Source organism: Pantoea sp. ICBG 1758, assembly GCF_002928325.1.
GTDB lineage: Bacteria > Pseudomonadota > Gammaproteobacteria > Enterobacterales > Enterobacteriaceae > Pantoea > Pantoea eucrina.
Genome location: NZ_POWL01000005.1, coordinates 41380 through 60672 on the forward strand (window position 1 = coordinate 41380; position 19293 = coordinate 60672).

15 protein-coding genes and 4 tRNA genes are annotated in these 19293 nt (G+C 57.8%); 4 read left to right on the forward strand and 15 right to left on the reverse strand.

The annotated features are described in order from the left end of the window. Positions 1-79: 79 nt before the first annotated feature. The gene (locus C1Y41_RS16020) at positions 80-2638 is read right to left on the reverse strand and encodes a class I adenylate cyclase (RefSeq protein ID WP_104085856.1); all 2559 of its coding nucleotides are present in this window, start codon (positions 2636-2638) and stop codon (positions 80-82) included. Between the two features lie 308 nt (positions 2639-2946). On the opposite strand from C1Y41_RS16020, the gene hemC reads away from it, so the two are divergent. From hemC to hemY, 4 genes are read left to right on the forward strand one after another with little or no spacing between them, the layout of a single operon-like run. Next, positions 2947-3888, forward strand: a complete 942-nt coding sequence (gene hemC, locus C1Y41_RS16025; protein ID WP_104085901.1) for a hydroxymethylbilane synthase — start codon at positions 2947-2949, stop codon at positions 3886-3888. Further along, positions 3885-4625, forward strand: a complete 741-nt coding sequence (hemD, locus tag C1Y41_RS16030) for a uroporphyrinogen-III synthase (RefSeq protein ID WP_104085857.1) — start codon at positions 3885-3887, stop codon at positions 4623-4625. The genes hemC and hemD overlap by 4 nt, the downstream gene beginning before the upstream one ends. Positions 4626-4648: 23 nt before the next feature. Further along, complete coding sequence (gene hemX / locus C1Y41_RS16035; RefSeq protein WP_039381739.1) at positions 4649-5779, forward strand: uroporphyrinogen-III C-methyltransferase; 1131 nt, start codon at positions 4649-4651, stop codon at positions 5777-5779. Between the two features lie 2 nt (positions 5780-5781). After that, positions 5782-6978 (forward strand): protoheme IX biogenesis protein HemY, encoded by a 1197-nt coding sequence (gene hemY, locus C1Y41_RS16040; RefSeq protein WP_071668214.1) that lies wholly within the window; start codon positions 5782-5784, stop codon positions 6976-6978. A gap of 1096 nt (positions 6979-8074) precedes the next feature. On the opposite strand, the gene C1Y41_RS16050 is transcribed toward hemY, so the two are convergent. The 14 genes from C1Y41_RS16050 to wecB all read right to left on the reverse strand — a co-directional run bounded on the left by C1Y41_RS16050 (position 8075) and on the right by wecB (position 19283). Further along, a tRNA-Pro gene (locus tag C1Y41_RS16050) sits at positions 8075-8151 on the reverse strand. 38 nt (positions 8152-8189) lie between these two features. Beyond that, positions 8190-8276: transfer RNA gene (locus C1Y41_RS16055), tRNA-Leu, on the reverse strand. Between the two features lie 16 nt (positions 8277-8292). After that, positions 8293-8368 (reverse strand) — tRNA-His (locus tag C1Y41_RS16060). A 90-nt stretch (positions 8369-8458) separates the two neighbouring features. Beyond that, positions 8459-8535, reverse strand: a tRNA-Arg gene (locus tag C1Y41_RS16065). Between the two features lie 158 nt (positions 8536-8693). Beyond that, complete coding sequence (gene wecG / locus C1Y41_RS16070; RefSeq protein ID WP_175540443.1) at positions 8694-9437, reverse strand: lipopolysaccharide N-acetylmannosaminouronosyltransferase; 744 nt, start codon at positions 9435-9437, stop codon at positions 8694-8696. A gap of 19 nt (positions 9438-9456) precedes the next feature. Beyond that, the gene (gene wzyE / locus C1Y41_RS16075) at positions 9457-10800 is read right to left on the reverse strand and encodes an ECA oligosaccharide polymerase (protein ID WP_039381732.1); all 1344 of its coding nucleotides are present in this window, start codon (positions 10798-10800) and stop codon (positions 9457-9459) included. Next, entirely contained in the window at positions 10797-11867 is a 1071-nt protein-coding gene (locus tag C1Y41_RS16080) for a TDP-N-acetylfucosamine:lipid II N-acetylfucosaminyltransferase (protein WP_039381728.1), read from the reverse strand. The genes wzyE and C1Y41_RS16080 overlap by 4 nt, the downstream gene beginning before the upstream one ends. Continuing rightward, positions 11864-13117 carry a lipid III flippase WzxE gene (gene wzxE / locus C1Y41_RS16085; protein ID WP_104085859.1) on the reverse strand — a complete coding sequence of 418 codons (1254 nt, stop codon included), beginning with the start codon at positions 13115-13117 and terminating at the stop codon, positions 11864-11866. The genes C1Y41_RS16080 and wzxE overlap by 4 nt, the downstream gene beginning before the upstream one ends. Next, positions 13117-14247 carry a dTDP-4-amino-4,6-dideoxygalactose transaminase gene (gene rffA, locus C1Y41_RS16090; RefSeq protein ID WP_071668217.1) on the reverse strand — a complete coding sequence of 377 codons (1131 nt, stop codon included), beginning with the start codon at positions 14245-14247 and terminating at the stop codon, positions 13117-13119. Before rffA ends, wzxE begins: the two co-directional genes overlap by 1 nt. After that, a complete protein-coding gene (gene rffC / locus C1Y41_RS16095; protein ID WP_039381720.1) occupies positions 14244-14942 on the reverse strand; it encodes a dTDP-4-amino-4,6-dideoxy-D-galactose acyltransferase in 699 nt (232 codons plus the stop codon). Before rffC ends, rffA begins: the two co-directional genes overlap by 4 nt. Next, positions 14920-15801 (reverse strand): glucose-1-phosphate thymidylyltransferase RfbA, encoded by an 882-nt coding sequence (rfbA, locus tag C1Y41_RS16100; protein WP_039381718.1) that lies wholly within the window; start codon positions 15799-15801, stop codon positions 14920-14922. The genes rffC and rfbA overlap by 23 nt, the downstream gene beginning before the upstream one ends. Before the next feature lie 22 nt (positions 15802-15823). Further along, positions 15824-16900 carry a dTDP-glucose 4,6-dehydratase gene (gene rfbB / locus C1Y41_RS16105; RefSeq protein WP_104085860.1) on the reverse strand — a complete coding sequence of 359 codons (1077 nt, stop codon included), beginning with the start codon at positions 16898-16900 and terminating at the stop codon, positions 15824-15826. Next, positions 16897-18156: a UDP-N-acetyl-D-mannosamine dehydrogenase gene (wecC, locus tag C1Y41_RS16110; RefSeq protein ID WP_071668218.1), complete on the reverse strand. Its 1260-nt coding sequence runs from the start codon at positions 18154-18156 to the stop codon at positions 16897-16899. The genes rfbB and wecC overlap by 4 nt, the downstream gene beginning before the upstream one ends. A 2-nt stretch (positions 18157-18158) precedes the next feature. Beyond that, positions 18159-19283 (reverse strand): non-hydrolyzing UDP-N-acetylglucosamine 2-epimerase, encoded by a 1125-nt coding sequence (gene wecB / locus C1Y41_RS16115; RefSeq protein WP_039385676.1) that lies wholly within the window; start codon positions 19281-19283, stop codon positions 18159-18161. Positions 19284-19293 lie beyond the last annotated feature (10 nt).

Sequence of the window (19293 nt, forward strand, 5' to 3'; positions counted from 1 at the left end):
TTATCATCGCAGCTGATGGTGTAAAAGCAACAGGAAATATCGGACAGGGTGGCCGCACAGGCTGGCTGAAAACCCGCGATCAGTGCACCTGATAACGCGGCATAAAATCGGCGTTGTCGTTATCCGGCGGGGTCGGGCAGAGCTGCGTCAGGGTCTGACTGCGGAACGGGATCACCTGAAAACGGTCGCCGGTGTTCACGATTTGATAAAACTGCGGCAGATTGAAATTGATAAAGCTTGAGCCGTAGGTAAAGCGATCGTGTGATGAAGAGTAGAAACGGCTGACGTCGCGCACCAGCTCCTCTTTACTGCCTTCGCAGTGGTGGTAAATCTCCACGCGATTGCTCTCATCGAGAATATAGATGTTGAATCCGCGATCGTCGCTGGTGTCTTCAAAGAAGAACTGAATAATGCCTTCGCTGGCGTAGCCGTTTACCACCGGCGGCAGCGGAGTCTGATTCGATTCCACCTTGATCGATAACCCATGCAGCTTGTTGTTGGAAATCGCGCCGTAAAACTCTACCGCGTTCTCCAGCTTCTGCACCGAGACGCTCATGCGTTCAAAGAAGAGTCCCCAGGTCTGCCCCGCGACGCGAATCGCTTTGAAGCGGCCCGGCTCCTGCCGCGTACTCGACAGGCGCAGCTCAATGCACTCTGATACCAGCTGCTGTACCCGCGTGCGGATCAGGCCACGCAGATGCTGACTGTAGCAAAATACCTCAACCGTATCGGGCGGCGCCGCATCCTGATGCATCTTGCCCAGAATGGTTTTCAGCGCGTCAATCATCGCCTGTTCACCGCTGAAATGCAGGGTACGTACTTCATTCCACGAGTTGCGGTAGAGCAGATCGACGCTGCCAATCAGGCACTGCTGCTGCTGACCAAAGCTGAATACATCCAGCTTGCGGAAATCAAAGTGCACCACCTGGTTACGGAATGCCGCAGTGGGATCGTGCTCAAGATTGACAATAATCGCCAGATGGCGGATTTCGCACGGGCTGTAGAGCGCTTTTGGCGTAGGCGCCGGCAGGCGCAGCGGAAAGTGGCCGGAGACATCGCTGACCAGCTCCTGCAGACGCGCCAGGTCGCACAGCTCGTTACCTTTAATGTGCAGCCGCGTTTTCTGCGTCAGTAATCCGTTGAACCATGCCCACGCCACCAGCTTGTTCAGATAGCGGTTATATTCCAGCGGCTGATGGCTGATAATCGAACTCATATCCGGCGACTGATTATAGAGATACCAGCCTGGCCGGTTCGCGCGCCCGGCGGGCACGTGGATAAAGGTCAGATTCTCTTCTGACAGATCGGGTGATATTTGCGGGTTGACCAGCGTGACTTTACCCGGCAGCGCTTCAAAAGCGGCATACAGTTTACGCGTCAGTACGCCGATATCCTGCGGGCTGGCACTGACGCTTAAATTGTTCCGGCGCGCAAAGCGGATCAGATTACGATAGCTCTGCATCATCGCATCCAGCAGCTCATTATGCGCCTCGCGCACGCGCTCGATCTTCCACTCCGCCCGATTATCCAGAACGGCGAGTTTCGCTTCGTCCCAGCCCCAGGCTTTTACCAGCTGCAGCAGAATTTCGCGCCGCCAGCCGTTGCGGGCGTGCTGATCGTCACCGGAAAGCTTCTCGCACACTTTCAGATAGAAACAGCGCCGCACCAGATCGAGGCGGGCGTGATCTTCCACACTGGTCAGATAGCGCGTGACCCGCTCCAGCATCATGCAGTAGGGATCCAGCCCGAAGCTGACGATCTCGCCTTCATGCAGACGCTGTCTGATATCCATCGCCAGCAGCTGCGTATTCGGATACTCCCAGCTGTACGCTTCCAGCAGCAGCGTTTTCAGCACCGCTTTATAAGGGGAGTCGATACTTTTATAGAGCTGCCACAGGCTGGCGCCAAAATACTCTTCTGCCGACAGCGTACCGAGGCCGCCTAAATCGAGCCATTCGTTCGGTGTCAGTACGCCCTGTGAATAGAGCGACATGACGTAATCGTCATAGTGATGCTCTTCCTCATTCGGCACCATATTCCACAGGATGCGCTTACCTGCCATACGCACCGCCGTGCGATAGAACTCATCGAGCAGCAAAATATGCTGGGTCGATCCGCAATCCTCACCGCCGAGGCTGCCGCTCTCGTTGTGACGAAAACGGTTTTCATCAATAAGGAAAAAGCTGACTTCCACACCCATTGACACACACCACTTCTGTAACAGCGTACACTTACGCTGCAGGGCCAGACGCTCTTCGTTATCAAGCCAGGAGTGGTGGCACACCCAGATATCCAGATCGGATGCGCTGTTCTGCCCGACCGACGAGGTGCTGCCCATCGAGTAGATAGCGGTAATTGGCCGTTCGCCCCCGGCCGCTGGCGTCAGGTCTGCCGCCGGTTTGCCGGTAACGGTATGCAGCAGCTGCTGTTGCTGTTCATCAGGCGTGAAGAAGCAGACGCCGTGTGGAACGTTACCTTCGAGGTAACCCGGCATCAGAGGATGATGATAGTGCAATAATGTTGGCAGCAGACTGTAGACGTGCTGGAAAGCAGGCCCCATGGCAGCCAGCGCGCGATCTACGCGCAGCTGGTTAATCGCATCCAGTCTCTGTTTAAGTGTCTCAATGTAGAGGTACAAGACGTTTCGCCTGATTGTCCCAGTGTTAAGCACCCTGCTTCCAGCGTTTGCCATTTTAATAATGAGGTATGCAGGCAAATTATTGCTGGAAACGTGATCAATCTAACACCAGAAGGATTGACCGTAAAGAAAGTTGCGCTACATGACAGTTTAGCATCTGCCGCAGAGCAACCCGCTTTTTTTGCGCCACGCCTGCTGAGGTATGGCGAGCCGCAAATGAATAGTGCGGCCTTTTCAATCCGTTGAAACTGACAGCATTCCCCTATCGATGATAGGATAATCGATGAACGATCAAAATGGTTAACGGTATGTTAAACAAAATTTTCAGAATTGCTACCCGTCAAAGTCCTCTCGCACTCTGGCAGGCACAATATGTTCAGCAGCGCCTGATGGCAGCCCATCCGGGCCTGCAGGTAGAGCTGGTGCCGATGGTGACCAAAGGCGATGTTATTCTCGATACACCGCTGGCAAAAGTGGGCGGCAAGGGTTTGTTCGTTAAAGAACTGGAACAGGCCATGCTGGAGAATCGCGCCGATCTGGCGGTGCATTCCATGAAAGATGTGCCGGTTAACTTTCCGGAAGGCCTGGGTCTGGTGACTATCTGCGAGCGTGAAGATCCACGCGACGCCTTTGTCTCTAATCACTATAACGCTATCGATGAGCTGCCTCAGGGTGCAGTAGTTGGCACCTCCAGCCTGCGCCGCCAGTGTCAGCTGAGCTCACGCCGGCCTGACCTGATTATCCGTTCGCTGCGCGGCAATGTCGGCACCCGTCTCGGCAAGCTTGATGCGGGTGAATATGATGCCATCATTCTGGCCGCTGCCGGTCTGAAACGCCTTGGGCTGGAAGATCGCATTCGTCAGGCACTGCCTGCAGAGCTTTCACTGCCCGCCGTGGGACAGGGTGCCGTAGGCATTGAGTGTCGGCTTGATGACAGCGCATTAATTACGCTGCTGCAGGCGCTGAACCACAGTGAGACAGCAGTATGCGTGCGCGCTGAGCGCGCCATGAATACCCGGCTTGAGGGTGGATGTCAGGTGCCGATCGGCAGTTTTGCCGTACTGGAAGATGACCAGCTCTGGCTGCGCGGTCTGGTCGGTGCGCCCGACGGCAGCCAGATGGTAACCGGTGAACGCCGTGGCCCGCGTGAGCAGGCGGAGCAGATGGGCATTTCGCTGGCTGAAGAGCTGCTGAATAAGGGCGCGCGCGAAATTCTGCATGAGGTCTATCAGGGGCAGCCGCCGGTATGACTATTCTCGTGACCCGTCCGGAACCGGCTGCCAGCGAGCTGGTTGCGCGCCTGCGCGGCCTGGGCAAGCTGGCGTGGGCGTTTCCGCTGATTGAATTTACGCCGGGTCGCGATTTAGCACAGTTACCGCAACAGCTGACGGCGCTGCGGCCGGGCGATCTGGTGTTTCTGCTGTCACAGCAGGTAGTGAATTTCGCCCATCCGGCGCTGCAGCACAGCCAGACAGCCTGGCCCGCTACCGCTGACTACTATGCTATTGGCCGCTCAACCGCGCTGGCGCTGCACACCGTCACAAATCTCAAAGTAGACTATCCTCATGCGCGGGAGACCAGCGAAGAGCTGGTTCGCCTGCAGCGCCTGCAGCAGGTCAGCGGCAAGCGCGCGCTGATCCTGCGCGGCACTCCCGGTCGGGAATTATTAGCTGAAACTCTCATCGAACGTGGCGCAGAAGTGCAATACTGTGAGTGCTATCAGCGCAATGAGAAGCACTACGACGGCGCTATTGAGGGTCGGCGCTGGCGCGACCGCGGGATTACCACGCTGGTGGTGACCAGCGGTGAAATGTTAAAACAACTCCATGCACTGTTTCCGCCAATCGATCGGCGGGAGTGGTTACTGCACTGTCGACTGGTGGTCGTCAGTGAACGTTTGGCTACCCAGGCCGCTGAAGCGGGCTGGCAGGAGATAGACGTAGCCGATGGTGCCGATAACGACGCGCTGCTGCGTGCGTTACGCTGAACTTAACAATGGGATGAGCCACAATGACGGAACACAAAGCTTCCTCCGCCATGGTTGAAGAAACTACCCCAGCGGACACTTCCCCGACGCCAGAAAACCAGCCGCCACGCGAAAAACAGCGCGATGGCCGGGTATTAAGCGCCGTGGCAATTGTGATTGCGCTGGCGATTGGCGCAGGCCTTTACCTCAACGGGAAACACCAGGCCGATGTACAGGCTCAGACTAACCAGCAGCTCAGCGAGCAGCTCAGCGCGCTGCAGCAGCAGCTTGGCAGCGACAAACGCCAGCTGACGCAGCAGCTGACTGACGCGGGCACTGCCCTGCAGGAAGCGCGCACGAAGCAGGATAACAGCGCAAAAGAGCTGGAAACGCTGCGCGAAAAAGTCGCCACTATCTCCGGTAATGACACCCGCACCTGGCTGCTGGCGCAGGCTGACTATCTGGTAAAACTGGCGGGCCGCAAACTCTGGAGCGATCAGGATGTCACCACGGCCGCTGCTCTGCTGAAAAGTGCCGATACCAGTCTGGCTGAGATGAACGATCCCAGCATGACCAACGTTCGTCGGGCGCTGACGCAGGATATCAGCTCACTTTCGGCCGTCAGCCAGGTCGACTACGACGGCATCATTCTCAAGCTGAATCAGCTCTCTAACGGCGTAGACAATCTGCGCCTGGCGGACAACGACAACGACGATGCGCCAATGGATAGCGACGGCGGCGAACTCTCCGGCTCGCTGCACGAATGGCGGCAGAATCTGGTGAAGAGCTGGCATAATTTTATGGATGATTTCATTACCATCCGCCGCCGTGATAATACCGCTCAGCCGCTTCTGGCGCCTAATCAGGACGTCTATCTGCGTGAGAATATCCGCTCCCGTCTGCTGGTGGCTGCGCAGGCGGTACCGCGTCATCAGGAGGAGATTTATAAACAGTCGCTGGATGCGGTATCGAGCTGGGTACGCGCCTGGTATGACACCAACGATGCGGCGACCCGGGCGTTTCTTGCACAGCTGGACGAACTGAGCCAGCAAACCATCTCAATGGATGTGCCGGATTCGCTGGAAAGTCAGCCGCTGCTGGAAAAACTGATGCAAACGCGCGTGCGCAATCTGCTGGCGCAGCCATCGGTTGCGGCTGAACAACAGGGAGGCTGACCATGCTAAAAGTACTGGTACTTTTCCTGCTGTTGCTGGCTGGCGTCGTGCTGGGCCCGATGGTAGCCGGGCATCAGGGTTATGTGCTGATCCAGACTGATAACTGGAATATTGAGACCAGCGTGACCGGGCTGGGGATCATCCTGGTCCTGAGCCTGCTGGTGATTCTGCTGGCAGAGTGGATCCTGCGTCGTCTGTTCCGCACCGGCGTCCGTACGCGCGGCTGGTTCACCGGCCGCAAACGTCGCAGCGCGCAGCGTCATACGCAGCATGCGCTGATGAAGCTGGCTGAAGGTGACTATCAGCAGGCAGAGAAGCTGCTGGCGAAGAATGCCGATCACGCCGATCAGCCGGTAGCAAACTATCTGCTTGCGGCTGAAGCGGCACAGCAGCGCGGCGATGAAACCCGTGCTAATCAGCATCTGGAACGCGCTTCTGAACTGGCAGAGAACAATACTATCCCGGTGGAGATCACCCGGGTCCGGCTGCAGCTGGCGCGCAACGAAGATCATGCGGCGCGTCACGGTGTTGACCGTCTGCTGGAAGTTGCGCCGCGCCATCCGGAAGTGCTGCGTCTGGCGGAGCAGGCCTATATTCGTACCGGTGCCTGGGGTGCCCTGCTGGATATTCTGCCGGCGATGCAAAAGGCCAAAATTAACGATGATGCGCAGCGTCATGCGCTGCAGCAGCAGGCGTGGCTGGGGCTGATGAACCAGGCGATGGCCGATCAGGGTAGCGAGGGCCTGAAGCGCTGGTGGCAGAGTCAGAGCCGCAAAACGCGGCAGGAGACTGCGCTGCAGGTCGCCATGAGTGAGCATCTGATCGAGTGCAACGATCCCGACACGGCTCAGGATATCGTGCTGGACGGTCTGAAAAAGCAGTATGACGATCGGCTGGTGCTGCTGATGCCGCGCATTAAAAGCGGCAATCCTGATGCGCTGGAGAAAGCGCTGCGTCAGCAGATCAAACAGCATGGGGCAACGCCACTGCTGCACAGCACGCTGGGGCAGCTGCTGATGCGCCACGGCGAGTGGCAACAGGCGGCCGATGCGTTTGAGCAGGCGCTGGCGCAGCGTCCTGATGCATTTGATTATGCCTGGCTGGCGGATGTCTACGATCGCCTGCAGCGTCCGGAGGATGCGGCCAGCATGCGCCGCGAGGGCCTGCTGCTGACGCTGAAGAACAATCCGGCAACCTGATTTATGCTTGTTGTTTGTCTGCCGGGCTTGTCCCGGCTTTTTTTTGCCTGAACCGTGCCATCCCCGCCGTAAGCAGATAAAAAAACACCTGCCAGAAGCAGGTGTAAGATCAGGTCGTAAGACAACTGATGGTATCCGACTCAACGTAATGTCCGTCTAACTACAGTAGCGCACAGCGTTACTGCCAGGCTGGACAACGGATACCGTAAGGGGCTCTGCATCATTCCCAGGTTTATGTCGCCTGAGCGGACATAAGAGGTGGAATGAGCATCTACGACAGGAAGTATTGCACAAGATGTGCCAGATTGGCATTTTTCTTAAAAAGCTTTTTTGGTTCAGGAAGTTAACGCTGCTGTTCTCTTATCTTAAAAGCGACATGCCGCAGGCAGTATGCGATTGCGGTCATTTCCGTCGCAAAACAGCGACAAATAGTTCTCTTATGGAACAAATTCAATTTATTCAAAGCGTTATCTGTCGCAAAAATACGACAAAAACTGTAGCGGTCGAATGGCGGGTTTAAACCAGGGCGCCATTAATGGCGCCCCTACGGTTTGGTGGGGGCCGCGCATCGTATCGCGGATTTTTTGCAGGGGTCGCATTTATGCGACCCTGGCCGCAGACCGTATCGCGGGTTACGTCATTGCGTATCGTACCCGCCCTTAACCAGGGCGCCATAAATGGCCCCCCTACGGTTTGGTGGGGGCCGCGCATCGTATCGCGGATTTTTTGCAGGGGTCGCATTTATGCGACCCTGGCCGCAGACCGTATCACGGGTTACGTCATTGCGTATCGTACCCGCCCTTAACCAGGGCACCATAAATGGCCCCCCTACGGTTTGGTGGGGGCCGCGCATCGTATCGCGGATTTTTTTGCAGGGGTCGCATTTATGCGACCCTGGCCGCAGACCGTATCGCGGGTTACGTCATTGCGTATCGTACCCGCCCTTAACCAGGGCGCCATAAATGGCGCCCCTACGGTTTGGTGGGGGCCGCGCATCGTATCGCGGATTTTTTGCAGGGGTCGCATTTATGCGACCCTGGCCGCAGATTACACGCAAACGAAAAAAGCCTGCTTTTTCAAGCAGGCTTTTCGAATATGGTCGGCGAGAGAGGATTCGAACCTCCGACCCACTGGTCCCAAACCAGTTGCGCTACCAAGCTGCGCTACTCGCCGATTTTTTACTTCTTTACTTCTGTTACTAAAATTCTGCCTGGTGCGAAGAGAGGGACTTGAACCCTCACGTCCGTAAGAACACTAACACCTGAAGCTAGCGCGTCTACCAATTCCGCCACCTTCGCATGTCCCAGCAAAATCTGGGGTGGCTAATGGGACTCGAACCCACGACAACTGGAATCACAATCCAGGGCTCTACCAACTGAGCTATAGCCACCATAATTCTGGTGCGTAAGCTGTTACGCTTACTATTCACTGCATAACGCGGTTAAAACCAACCACCGAAGCTCTTGCGCCCAAAAGAAAATGGCGCGCCCGACAGGATTCGAACCTGAGACCTCTGCCTCCGGAGGGCAGCGCTCTATCCAGCTGAGCTACGGGCGCGTAGCGCCGTTGCGGATGGGCATACTACGTATTTGGCTTCACCCTGTCCAGTGCTTTTTAAAGAAAAAAACGCGTTTGGTTATGCTTTGTGCATTCCGTCGATAAATAGCGCAATTTCACGCTTATAAGCTAAAAAATTGCTGGATTAATCAGCAGCCTCAGAGATCGCCCCTCCAGTGATAGCGCAAATATTTCAGCAGCTTTAACTGCCGGCGCCAGCGTGAAGGCTGTCGGATCAGCCGATAGAGCCACTCCAGCCCCAGACGCTGCCAGAGACGCGGTGCACGGGTAACGTTGCCGGTAAAAACATCATAGGTGCCGCCTACTCCCATATAGAGTGCGTCGGGCCAGTGCTGGCGGCAGTCACGCATCAGAAGCTCCTGACGTGGTGAACCCTGCGCTACGGTAACGATTTTTGCGCCGCTCGCAGCGATACGTGCAAACAGCGCCTCGCGGTCAGCCGGGGCAAAATAGCCGTTCTGGCTGCCGACAATATTTACGTTCCACTGACGCTGCAGTTTGTCGCAGGTCTCCTGCAGTACCTGCTCGCGGCCGCCAATTAAAAATACCGGAATCCCGGTGCGTCCGGCGCGCTCCATCAGCGCCTCCCACAGATCGGCACCGGCAATGCGGCTGACCTGCAGCTGCGGATACTTTTTGCGCAGCGAGCGGACAATACTGATGCCATCCGGATATTTAAACTCAGCTTCGCTAATCAGAGCGCGCAGCTGCGCATCTTCTTCCAGCGTCAGCATCTTTTCAGCATTGATTGCAATCAGCGTACCGCGCCGGGGCGTGTTATCAGGCAGCAGAAAGCTGACAAAGCTCTCCATATCGTTAAACGCGTGCAGATCAACGCCGCGTATCGCGTAATGCGGCTCAGTGGTCGTCATGGTTTTCATCTTCCGTTTTGCCCGATGATCAGGAGGAACCGCGCAGCGCCTGAACACGACGCGGACGAATAAGCCCTGCGCGCGCCAGCAGCCAGCTGAGCAGCTTTGCCAGGCCTGTACAGGCGGCAAAAATGATGCAGAAAAACACCACGCGCGAGCCGAATGCGTCCAGCCCCTCGCGAGCGAGAACGATCATGTTAAACACCGCACCGAAGCAGAAACTCTGCAGCACCGCGCCGCTATAGCGGTTGTCGCTGTCACGTCCCTGCGTATAAAGCGCGTCAAAGCCTTTCATCAGGAGGCCCACCGCTACCGCACCCAGCGGAATAAACAGCACGCCACCCATGATCAGCAGCGAACCGATCAGCGTCGGCGAAATGGCCAGGCCGGAGTGGTTATTCAGCACTTCCCAGGTAAAGTAGTTAGCGCTGTTCAGGATCGCAGAGGGACGATCGGGCCACAGCCAGCCCGGAATAAAGACATAAAAGTCGCGCCAGAGCGGCGCCAGCCCCTGAAAATCGATTTTGTCATAGTTCTGCAGCAGCAGCGCCAGGTTCTCCCACGGCGAGAACGTATCCCGCGTCAGGTAGAGAAACGTATAAAAGGCCTCTGCCCCGGCCACATCCAGGTTGTAGCGCCGCAGCGCCAGCCAGAACATACCGCAGATTGCCATCGCGCCTGCCCCTGCCAGCATCCAGAGCGTGATCCAGCCGCGCGTAATACCAATAAACAGAAACAGCGCAAAGGCGATGATGATGTTCGCGCGCGTACCGCCCACCAGCGCATAGGTCAGCAAGCCAAACGCCACTGTTACCAGCAGAAACAGCAGCCACTGCCGCTGTGTCGGATGCAGAAAATAGCGGATCAGCATCGCCGGAATAAAGAAATAGAAGAAGCGCTTGAGCGCCACGCCAGAAACCTCACTCGAGAAAATCTGGTTATAGGCCGAGAGCCGGAACAGCAGCAGCCCGTTGTGCATGAAAAACACGGTCACCGTGCCAATCGCCACCAGCGCCAGCAGCAGGCAGGTGAGATGCGTCTCCACCCGATCCATTACCAGCCACGGCTTGCGCGGCGCGGCGCTGGCCGGTCGCAGCCGGACTTTATAACTGACGTAGTAAATAGCGTAGAAGCTGGTGGCTGCCAGCAGCGCCTGCAGCAGAAAGGCGGGCGGTACCACGGCCACATCAAAGCGGAATACCAGTACGCTGGTCAGCGGAAAACCAAAGTAGAAGGTCAGCAGAAACAGCAGCGTAAAGAAGAGATGAAAGTTAAAGCGCACGCGCCTGAACTCACGCCAGGTCAGCGTCAGGATAAAGCCCAGCGAGCAGAGATAAACCACCAGCAGACCACTAAACTGCAGCAGACTCATGATGCACTTCCTTCACTCAGGCTGAGCGCATGGCGCCAGCCGGCAAGATAGCCCGGCGCAAAAAAAGCGATGGCCGGTTTGTCGCACGCCGTCAGCTGGCGCTGCGCTTCCGCGATGCGGCTGGCATCAAGTTCGTCACAGCTGAACAGCACCGGGATGCCCTGCTCGCTGAGATCGCGCCAGAACGGATTTTTACGGTTCAGCACAAAGGGAATGTTAGCCTGAATCAGCAAACAGAGCGTGCCAATCCCCTGCTGCCGCTCAAACATAAAATAGCCAAGCTGGCAGCGTCTGAGCAACTGCAGGTAGGCTGGAAAATCGAGCCTGTCGCGGATCAGCGTAACCTGCCCGGCCGGAAACAGACGCTGCGCCGCCGCATCGATCTCATCAATATAGGCATAGTTGTTGGCCGGGTAGCCGAGCGGAACCAGCACGCTGACCTGCTCGCCAAACTGCCGGCGTATCGCCTGCAATCCTTCAATGTGCCGGTTGCTGCGGTCGCCGGAGTTGCCCAGCAGGATCGTCAGCGCACTGTCCGATGCTGTGGCTGCCGGCAGCGCAATATCAGGCATGCGCGTCGGAAAATAGAGCAGTGACGCCGGCACCTGCGGATGCCGCTGCTGATAAAAAAAGAGATCGCCGCGCGTAGCAAACACCTGTGCCATACGCCCCTGCGCGATGCGGCGCAGCAGATAGAACAGACGATATTTCAGCCCGGCACCCTCTTCATACAGGTCAGCTCCCCAGACATGCCAGAACGCCTGATGGCGGCGGATCTTTCCGCTGAGCAGCGCCAGCCAGATACGCGGGTTAAACTGTCCGTGAAAGAAAAAGCGCCGGGAGCGATCGGCGGCGCGCGCTATTACCGCCTGCGCCAGCGCGGCTTTAGTAGCGAAAGTTTCGATCTGCAGCTGACTACAGGCGGGCAGCGAGCCAGGCGCAGCAACCACCATAAAGCGGCGCGGCGCGGCGGCAGGCAATTCAGTGCCTATAACGTCATTAAAGAAACGCAGCACCGTCTGATTGTGATGCGGGATATCAGATCCCAGCACATGAAATAACGTCATTTTGTCCGGCAATAAATCAGGAAAGCGCCACAGCAAAGGGCAAAATAGAGTATATAGGTCGCCATATACGCCTGCGCTGCGCCAGTCGCGCCGTGAAGCGGGATCAGCCAGCGCGAAAACAGCGTCAGCAAAGCAAACTGGCTGATCTCGGTGAGAATATAGAAGCGCAGCGACGCTTTGGCGATCACCAGATATCCGAAAACATAGGCGCCGACTTTAAAGAGATCGCCACATAACTGCCAGATAAAAAGATCGCGCATGCCGCTAAACTGCGGGGAAAACAGCAGCCAGATCGCCATGTCGCGCAGCAGCCAGACCGCGAAACTGGCGGCCGCTACCGCCGGCAGTACAAACCGCAGCGCGCGGCCTATCTCCCGTGCAATCTGCGGCTTATGCTCCAGGCGTGCCAGCGTCGGCAGCAGCCAGACGCTGAAAGTAGCGGTAATAAACTGCAGATAGGCGTCAGAGATCGTCGTCACGCCCTGCCATAATCCCACCTGCGCCCAGCCCTGCTGTTCCGCCAGCAGATTACGCATCATTACCCACGCAACCGGCAGCGTGATCGACGTTATCAGCGCCATCAGCGTATATTTTGCCAGGTTGCGTGCCAGTTCCGGCTGCCATACTGGCCTGAGCCAGCGCAGCGGCAGCACCGCACGATGGCGCCGCAGCATAATCAGCGCCGGTATCACCAGCAGCGCCGGGACCAGCGCCAGTCCCGCCAGCGCCCCCTGATAACCGCCCAGCCACCAGCAAATAATATAACCGGCCACCCCTGTCAGGCTGCCGGTTATCAGCGCCAGCGCATTGCCGCGCGCATCGCGAAAGCCTTTCAGCAGCGCCAGTGCCAGATTCGCCCAGGCGATGCCAAACTGCAGAAACGCCACGATGCGCACCACGCTCTGGTAGTGCTCGTGCCCAAACAGCATCCGGCTGACCGGTGCCGCACCCAGCAGCAGACCCGCGGCCAGCAGCGCCGAAAAGCCCAGCACCATCGCAGAGGCCGTACCGGTCAGCGCCCGCAGCTGCGCAGGTTCATGCTGCAGCTGCGCCACGCTGGCGGTCACGCCATTAAAAATGCCTGCGCCAGCCAGTACGCCGAGCACGGTAATCAGCTGCCGGAAGTTACCCGCCTGCCCGACGCCTTCCGGGCCGAAACTCAGCGCCAGCAGCTTTATCACCAGCAGGCCAGCCGCAATTTTTACCAGCGTGGAGGCCGCGGTCCAGACCGATGCTTTTGCCAGCGACATCAGGCAAAGTAGCTCAGCAGAGAGCTAATCACGGTACGCTGATTGTTATCTGACAGGTTATAGAACAGCGGCAGGCGCAGCAGGCGCTCGCTGTCGCGCGTGGTGACGCGATCTTCACCGTGGAAGCGGCCAAACCGCTCACCGGCAGGCGACGTATGCAGCGGAATGTAGTGAAACACCGTGAGGATCTCCGCTTCTTTCATCCAGCGTATCAGCGCTTCGCGATCGTCACTATCGCGCAGTTTCAGATAGAACATATGCGCATTATGACGGCAGCTATCCGGCACTGCCGGCAGCGCGATCCGCCCCTGAGCCGCCAGCGGCTGCAGCGCGTCGTAGTAGCGCTGCCACAGTCGCAGTCGCTGCTGGTTGATGGTCTGCGCCGCTTCCAGCTGCGCCCAGAGATAGGCTGCCTGCAGATCGGCCATCAGGTAGCTTGAGCCGATATCGCGCCAGGTGTATTTATCCACCTGACCACGGAAAAACTGACTGCGGTTGGTACCTTTTTCCCGGATAATTTCAGCACGCTCGGTGAGCGCCGCATCATTTATCAGCGTCGCGCCGCCTTCACCTCCGGCGGTGTAATTTTTCGTTTCGTGAAAGCTAAAGCAGCCGATGTGCCCGATGGTGCCAAGCGCGCGGCCTTTATACTGTGACATGACGCCCTGTGCAGCATCTTCAATGACATAAAGCTGATGCTTTGCGGCCAGCGCCATAATGGTGTCCATTTCACACGCCACGCCCGCATAGTGTACCGGTACGATAGCGCGCGTTTTCGGCGTGATCGCAGCCTCAATCAGTGTCTCATCGATGTTCATCGTATCCGGGCGCACGTCAACAAAGACAATGGTGGCGCCGCGCAGCACAAACGCGTTTGCGGTGGAGACAAAGGTATAGCTCGGCATGATCACTTCATCACCGGGCTCGATGTTGATCAGCAGCGCGGCCATCTCCAGCGAGGCGGTGCAGGAGGGCGTCAGCAGCACTTTTTTACTGCCAAAATGCTGCTCCATCCACTGCTGGCAGCGGCGGGTAAAGCCGCCGTCACCGCACAGCTTGCCGCTGGCCATCGCCGACTGCATATAGTCTGTTTCAGTGCCCACCACAGGGGGCGCGTTAAAAGGGATCATGATGCTTTCCTGTAAAACCAGTAGGCGGTGCTTTCCAGCCGGGCACCGCAGCGTAAATAGAGGCGCATCGCTGCAAGATTGCTGAGCTGCGTGGCAACTCGCAGCTGCGCCAGCTGGCGCACCCGGCCCCAGTCAGCCGCAGCCAGCAGCAGACGCTGGCCAATACCCTGCGACCGGGCATCAGGCAGCACCGCCAGCAGTCCGATACGCACATCGCCGTTCACTTCACGCAGGGAGACAAAGCCCTGCAGGCTGCCCTGTTCATCGCAGGCGATCAGACACTGGTGATCGAAGGTGCCGCGCACCGCGTTTTCAATCCACTGCGCATAAAACCGGCCGCTGTCGGCCGCGTCAAACCACGGGGCACGAAACCGGCTCTGGCTGAAGGCTTCTGCAGCGGCGGCACGCAACGCCGGGATTTGCGCCTCACGCGCAATTCGTACGCCAGGCTGACGCGCCGTCTGCGTCAGCGGTAACGTCAGATCGGCTTCTCCCTCAACCAGCTGAAAGCCGTGCTGGCAGACCGCATCAATCGCCGCGGTCTGCTCTGCCGGCACTTTTATCTGCAGCAGGCCTGTCGCCTGCTGCAGCGCCTGCGGCAACGTTAGTTCACCCTGCAGCGTCAGGCGCGCCGTGGGCTGATGAAAGAAGTCACTCTCCCACTCAAGGGGATCAATACTGACGCGGACGGGCATGTAAAATATCCAGCAGATACTGGCCGTAGCCGGTTTTGGTTAACGCCTCGCCTGCCGCCTGTAGCTGAGCATCGCTCAGCCAGCCGTTGCGCCAGGCAATCTCTTCCAGGCAGGCTATCTTGAATCCCTGCCGCTTTTCTACCGTCTGCACAAAGACGCTGGCTTCAACCAGGCTGTCATGCGTACCGGTATCCAGCCAGGCGAACCCGCGACCCAGCAGCTCAACAGAGAGTGAGCCAGCCTCCAGGTACATCTGGTTAATCGCCGTAATCTCCAGCTCACCGCGCGCCGAGGGCTGGACGCGCTTTGCAAACTCCACCACGCGGCGATCGTAAAAATAGAGTCCGGTCACCGCCCAGCGCGATTTTGGCTGCGCCGGCTTCTCTTCGATTGAAAGCGCATTAAACGCCTCATCAAATTCCACCACGCCGAACCGCTCGGGATCCATCACCTGGTAAGCGAAGAGCGTCGCGCCTTCCGTTCGGGCAGCCACTTTTTTCAGCTTCGGACTAAAACCCTGACCAAAGTAGAGATTGTCGCCCAGCACCAGACAGCAGTGGTCGTCACCAATAAACGATTCACCAATAATAAACGCCTGCGCCAGTCCATCGGGGCTTGGCTGTTCAGCATAGGAGAGCCGGACACCAAACTCACTGCCATCCCCCAGCAGACGCTCAAAGTGCGCCCGGTCTTCAGGCGTGGTAATGATCAACACATCGCGGATGCCTGCCAGCATCAGGACAGAAAGGGGATAATAGATCATCGGCTTGTCATACACCGGCAGCAGCTGCTTGGAAATTGCGCGGGTAATCGGATGCAGGCGCGTTCCTGAACCACCCGCCAGAATAATACCTTTCATCATTGCTCCTTCTGGCTCTGCTTCAGCGCGATGCGGTTAAGCCGAGGCGTTCAGCGCGATAGCTGCCGTTGAGAATAGCCTGCCACCACTGCGGGTTGGCCAGATACCACTCCACCGTTTTACGTATGCCGCTCTCAAAGGTTTCCTGTGGCGTCCAGCCCAGCTCGCGGGCAATTTTGCTGGCATCGATGGCGTAACGCAGATCGTGTCCGGGACGGTCGCTAACAAAGGCGATCAGCTCGCGGTAGCTGTTAATCGCCGCAGGACGCTGCCCGGCGGCAAGCTCATCGAGCAGATCGCACAGAGCGTGCACTACCTCAAGATTACGTCGCTCATTATGCCCGCCAATATTGTAGGTCTCTCCTGCTTTGCCGTGACTGACAACGGTATAGAGCGCGCGCGCATGATCTTCCACATAGAGCCAGTCGCGGATCTGGCTGCCGTTGCCGTAGACCGGCAGCGCCTTGCCCGCCAGCGCATTGATGATAGTCAGCGGGATCAGCTTCTCCGGAAAATGGCACGGGCCATAATTATTGGAGCAGTTGGTGACGATCACCGGCAGTCCATACGTTCGCATCCAGGCACGCATCAGATGATCGCTGCTGGCTTTTGATGCGGAGTAGGGGCTGCTCGGCGCATAAGGCGTGGTTTCGGTGAAAAAATCATCCGTACCGTGCAGATCGCCAAAGACTTCGTCTGTGGAAATATGGTGCAGCAGGAAGCCAGCTTTGCGCGTGCTCTCCATCGCCTGCCAGTAGTGGCGTACCGCTTCCAGCAGATGATAAGTGCCGACAATATTGGTTTCGATAAAGGCAAATGGCCCATCAATCGAGCGGTCGACGTGGCTTTCTGCTGCCAGATGCATTACGCAGTCGGGCTGATACTGCGCCAGCACCCGATCAAGCTCCGGCCGGTTACAGATATCAACCTGTTCAAAGGCAAAACGCGGATGCTGCTGCACGCCCGCCAGCGACGCCAGATTGCCGGCGTAGCTTAGCTTATCCACCACCACGACCTGATGCTCCGTGCTTTCAATCAGAAAGCGCACCAGCGCTGAGCCTATAAATCCCGCGCCGCCGGTGATCAGAAAGCGTTTCATCGCCATACCCCTTTGGTATCGACAATCCACGGCTGGGCAATCTGCGCAGCGTCAATGGCCCGGAACTGTGCATGATCAACCAGCATCACCAGAATGTCAGCCTGCTGTAGCGCCTGCTCCACGGATACCAGCGAGGCGTCCTGCCCCAGCCGGTCAGGAATCGACGTAACGTGCGGCTCGACAACCCAGGTCTCTCCGCTGTGCCACGCCGCAATGCGCTGCGCGACCGCCATCGCCGGGCTCTCACGCAGATCGTCGATATCGGGCTTAAACGCCAGCCCGAAACAGGCAATAGCGATCTCGCTGGCGCGCTTATCGCTCTGCGTCGCGCACTCCGCCAGCGCCTGTTTTACCTGCTCCAGTACCCAGCCAGGTTTGGCATCATTCACTTCACGCGCGGTGCGAATCAGCCGCGCCTGCTGCGGGTTCTGCGCCACAATAAACCACGGGTCGACGGCAATACAGTGTCCGCCCACGCCCGGTCCGGGCTGCAGAATATTGACGCGCGGATGCCGGTTCGCCAGCGCAATCAGCTCCCAGACGTTGATCTTCTGATCGGCGCAGATCAGCGACAGCTCATTAGCAAAAGCGATATTGACATCGCGGAAGCTGTTTTCCGTCAGCTTGCACATCTCCGCCGTACGCGCGTTGGTTTCAACGCAGGCTCCGCGCAGGAAAATACGGTACAGCTCGCTGGCACGCGCCGAACAGGCGGGCGTCATGCCGCCAATCACGCGATCGTTCTCCAGCAGTTCGGTCATCACCTTGCCAGGCAGCACCCGCTCCGGACAGTAGGCGATAAAGATATCGCTCTCGCCCTCATGCTGAGGAAAACGCAGATCGGGACGCGCCTCGGCCAGCCATTCCGCCATCTGCTCTGTGGCGCCGACCGGCGAAGTCGACTCCAGAATCACCAGATCGCCTGTTTTCAGTACCGGTGCCAGCGACAGCGCGGCCGCGCGGACAAAGCTCAGGTCTGGCTGATGATCGTTCATAAAGGGCGTGGGGACAGCGATCAGAAACGCATCTGCCGGTTCTGCCGTCGTGGTGGCGCGCAGCAGCCCCTGCTGCACCGCCTGCCGGACCACCTCGCCGAGATCGGGCTCCACGATGTGGATTTCCCCCCGGTTAATGGTTTCAACGGCGCGCAGATTGACATCCACGCCCACGACCTGCTTTCCCCTTGAAGCGAAAACGGCTGCCGTTGGCAGCCCGATGTAACCCAGTCCGATCACGGAAATGGTATTAAAAGACATAATTAAACTCTGTTGTTGTTCAGCGCCTGCAGAATGCGTGCGCAGGCGTGGCCGTCGCCATAAGGGTTGTGTGCCCGGCTCATACTCTGCCACGCCTCTTCGTCCTGCAGCAGCAGGGTGACTTCAGCGACAATGGTATCGACATCGGTGCCAACCAGTTTTACCGTCCCTGCCGCGACCGCTTCCGGCCGCTCCGTGGTATCGCGCATCACCAGCACCGGTTTCCCCAGCGACGGCGCCTCTTCCTGAATTCCGCCGGAATCGGTGAGGATCAGCCAGGCACGGTTCATCAACCAGACAAACGGCAGATACTCCTGCGGTTCGATCAGAATAATATTGTCGATACCGCTAAGTATCCGGTTAACCGGCTCGCTGACGTTGGGATTGAGATGCACCGGATAGACGATCTGTGCCTGCGGATGAAGGCGCGCAATCTGCGCCAGCGCACTGCAGATACGCTCAAAGCCCTTACCAAAACTTTCGCGCCGGTGACCGGTAACCAGGATCAGCTTTTTGTCCGATTCCAGAAACGGATAGTGCGCCGCCAGGCGGGCATTGAGATCGGCGTTGGTCAGCACGCGATCGCGCACCCACAGCAGCGCGTCGATTACCGTATTGCCGGTGACAAAGATACGCGCATCAGGCAGGTTTTCCCGCAGCAGGTTCTGCCGCGATGTGGTGGTCGGCGTGAAGTGATAGCTTGCCAGATGGCCTGTGAGCGTGCGGTTAGCCTCCTCCGGCCAGGGCGACATCAGATTACCGGTGCGTAAACCAGCCTCGACGTGTCCCACCGGGATCTGCTGATAAAAAGCCGCCAGGCTGGCCGCCAGCGTGGTGGTGGTATCACCGTGCACCAGCACCACATCAGGTTTAAAATCGGCTAAAACGGTTTTCATGCCCTGCAGAATACGGCAGGTAATCTCGGTCAGCCCCTGCTCCGGGCGCATGATATTTAAATCGTAATCGGGCTGCAGCTGAAACAGATGCAGCACCTGATCGAGCATTTCACGGTGCTGTGCGGTGACGCACAGGCGGGATTCAAACGCAGCATCCTGCGCCAGTGCCTGCACCAGCGGCGCCATTTTGATGGCTTCAGGACGGGTGCCAAATACAGTCAGTACTTTCACGCTGATTCTC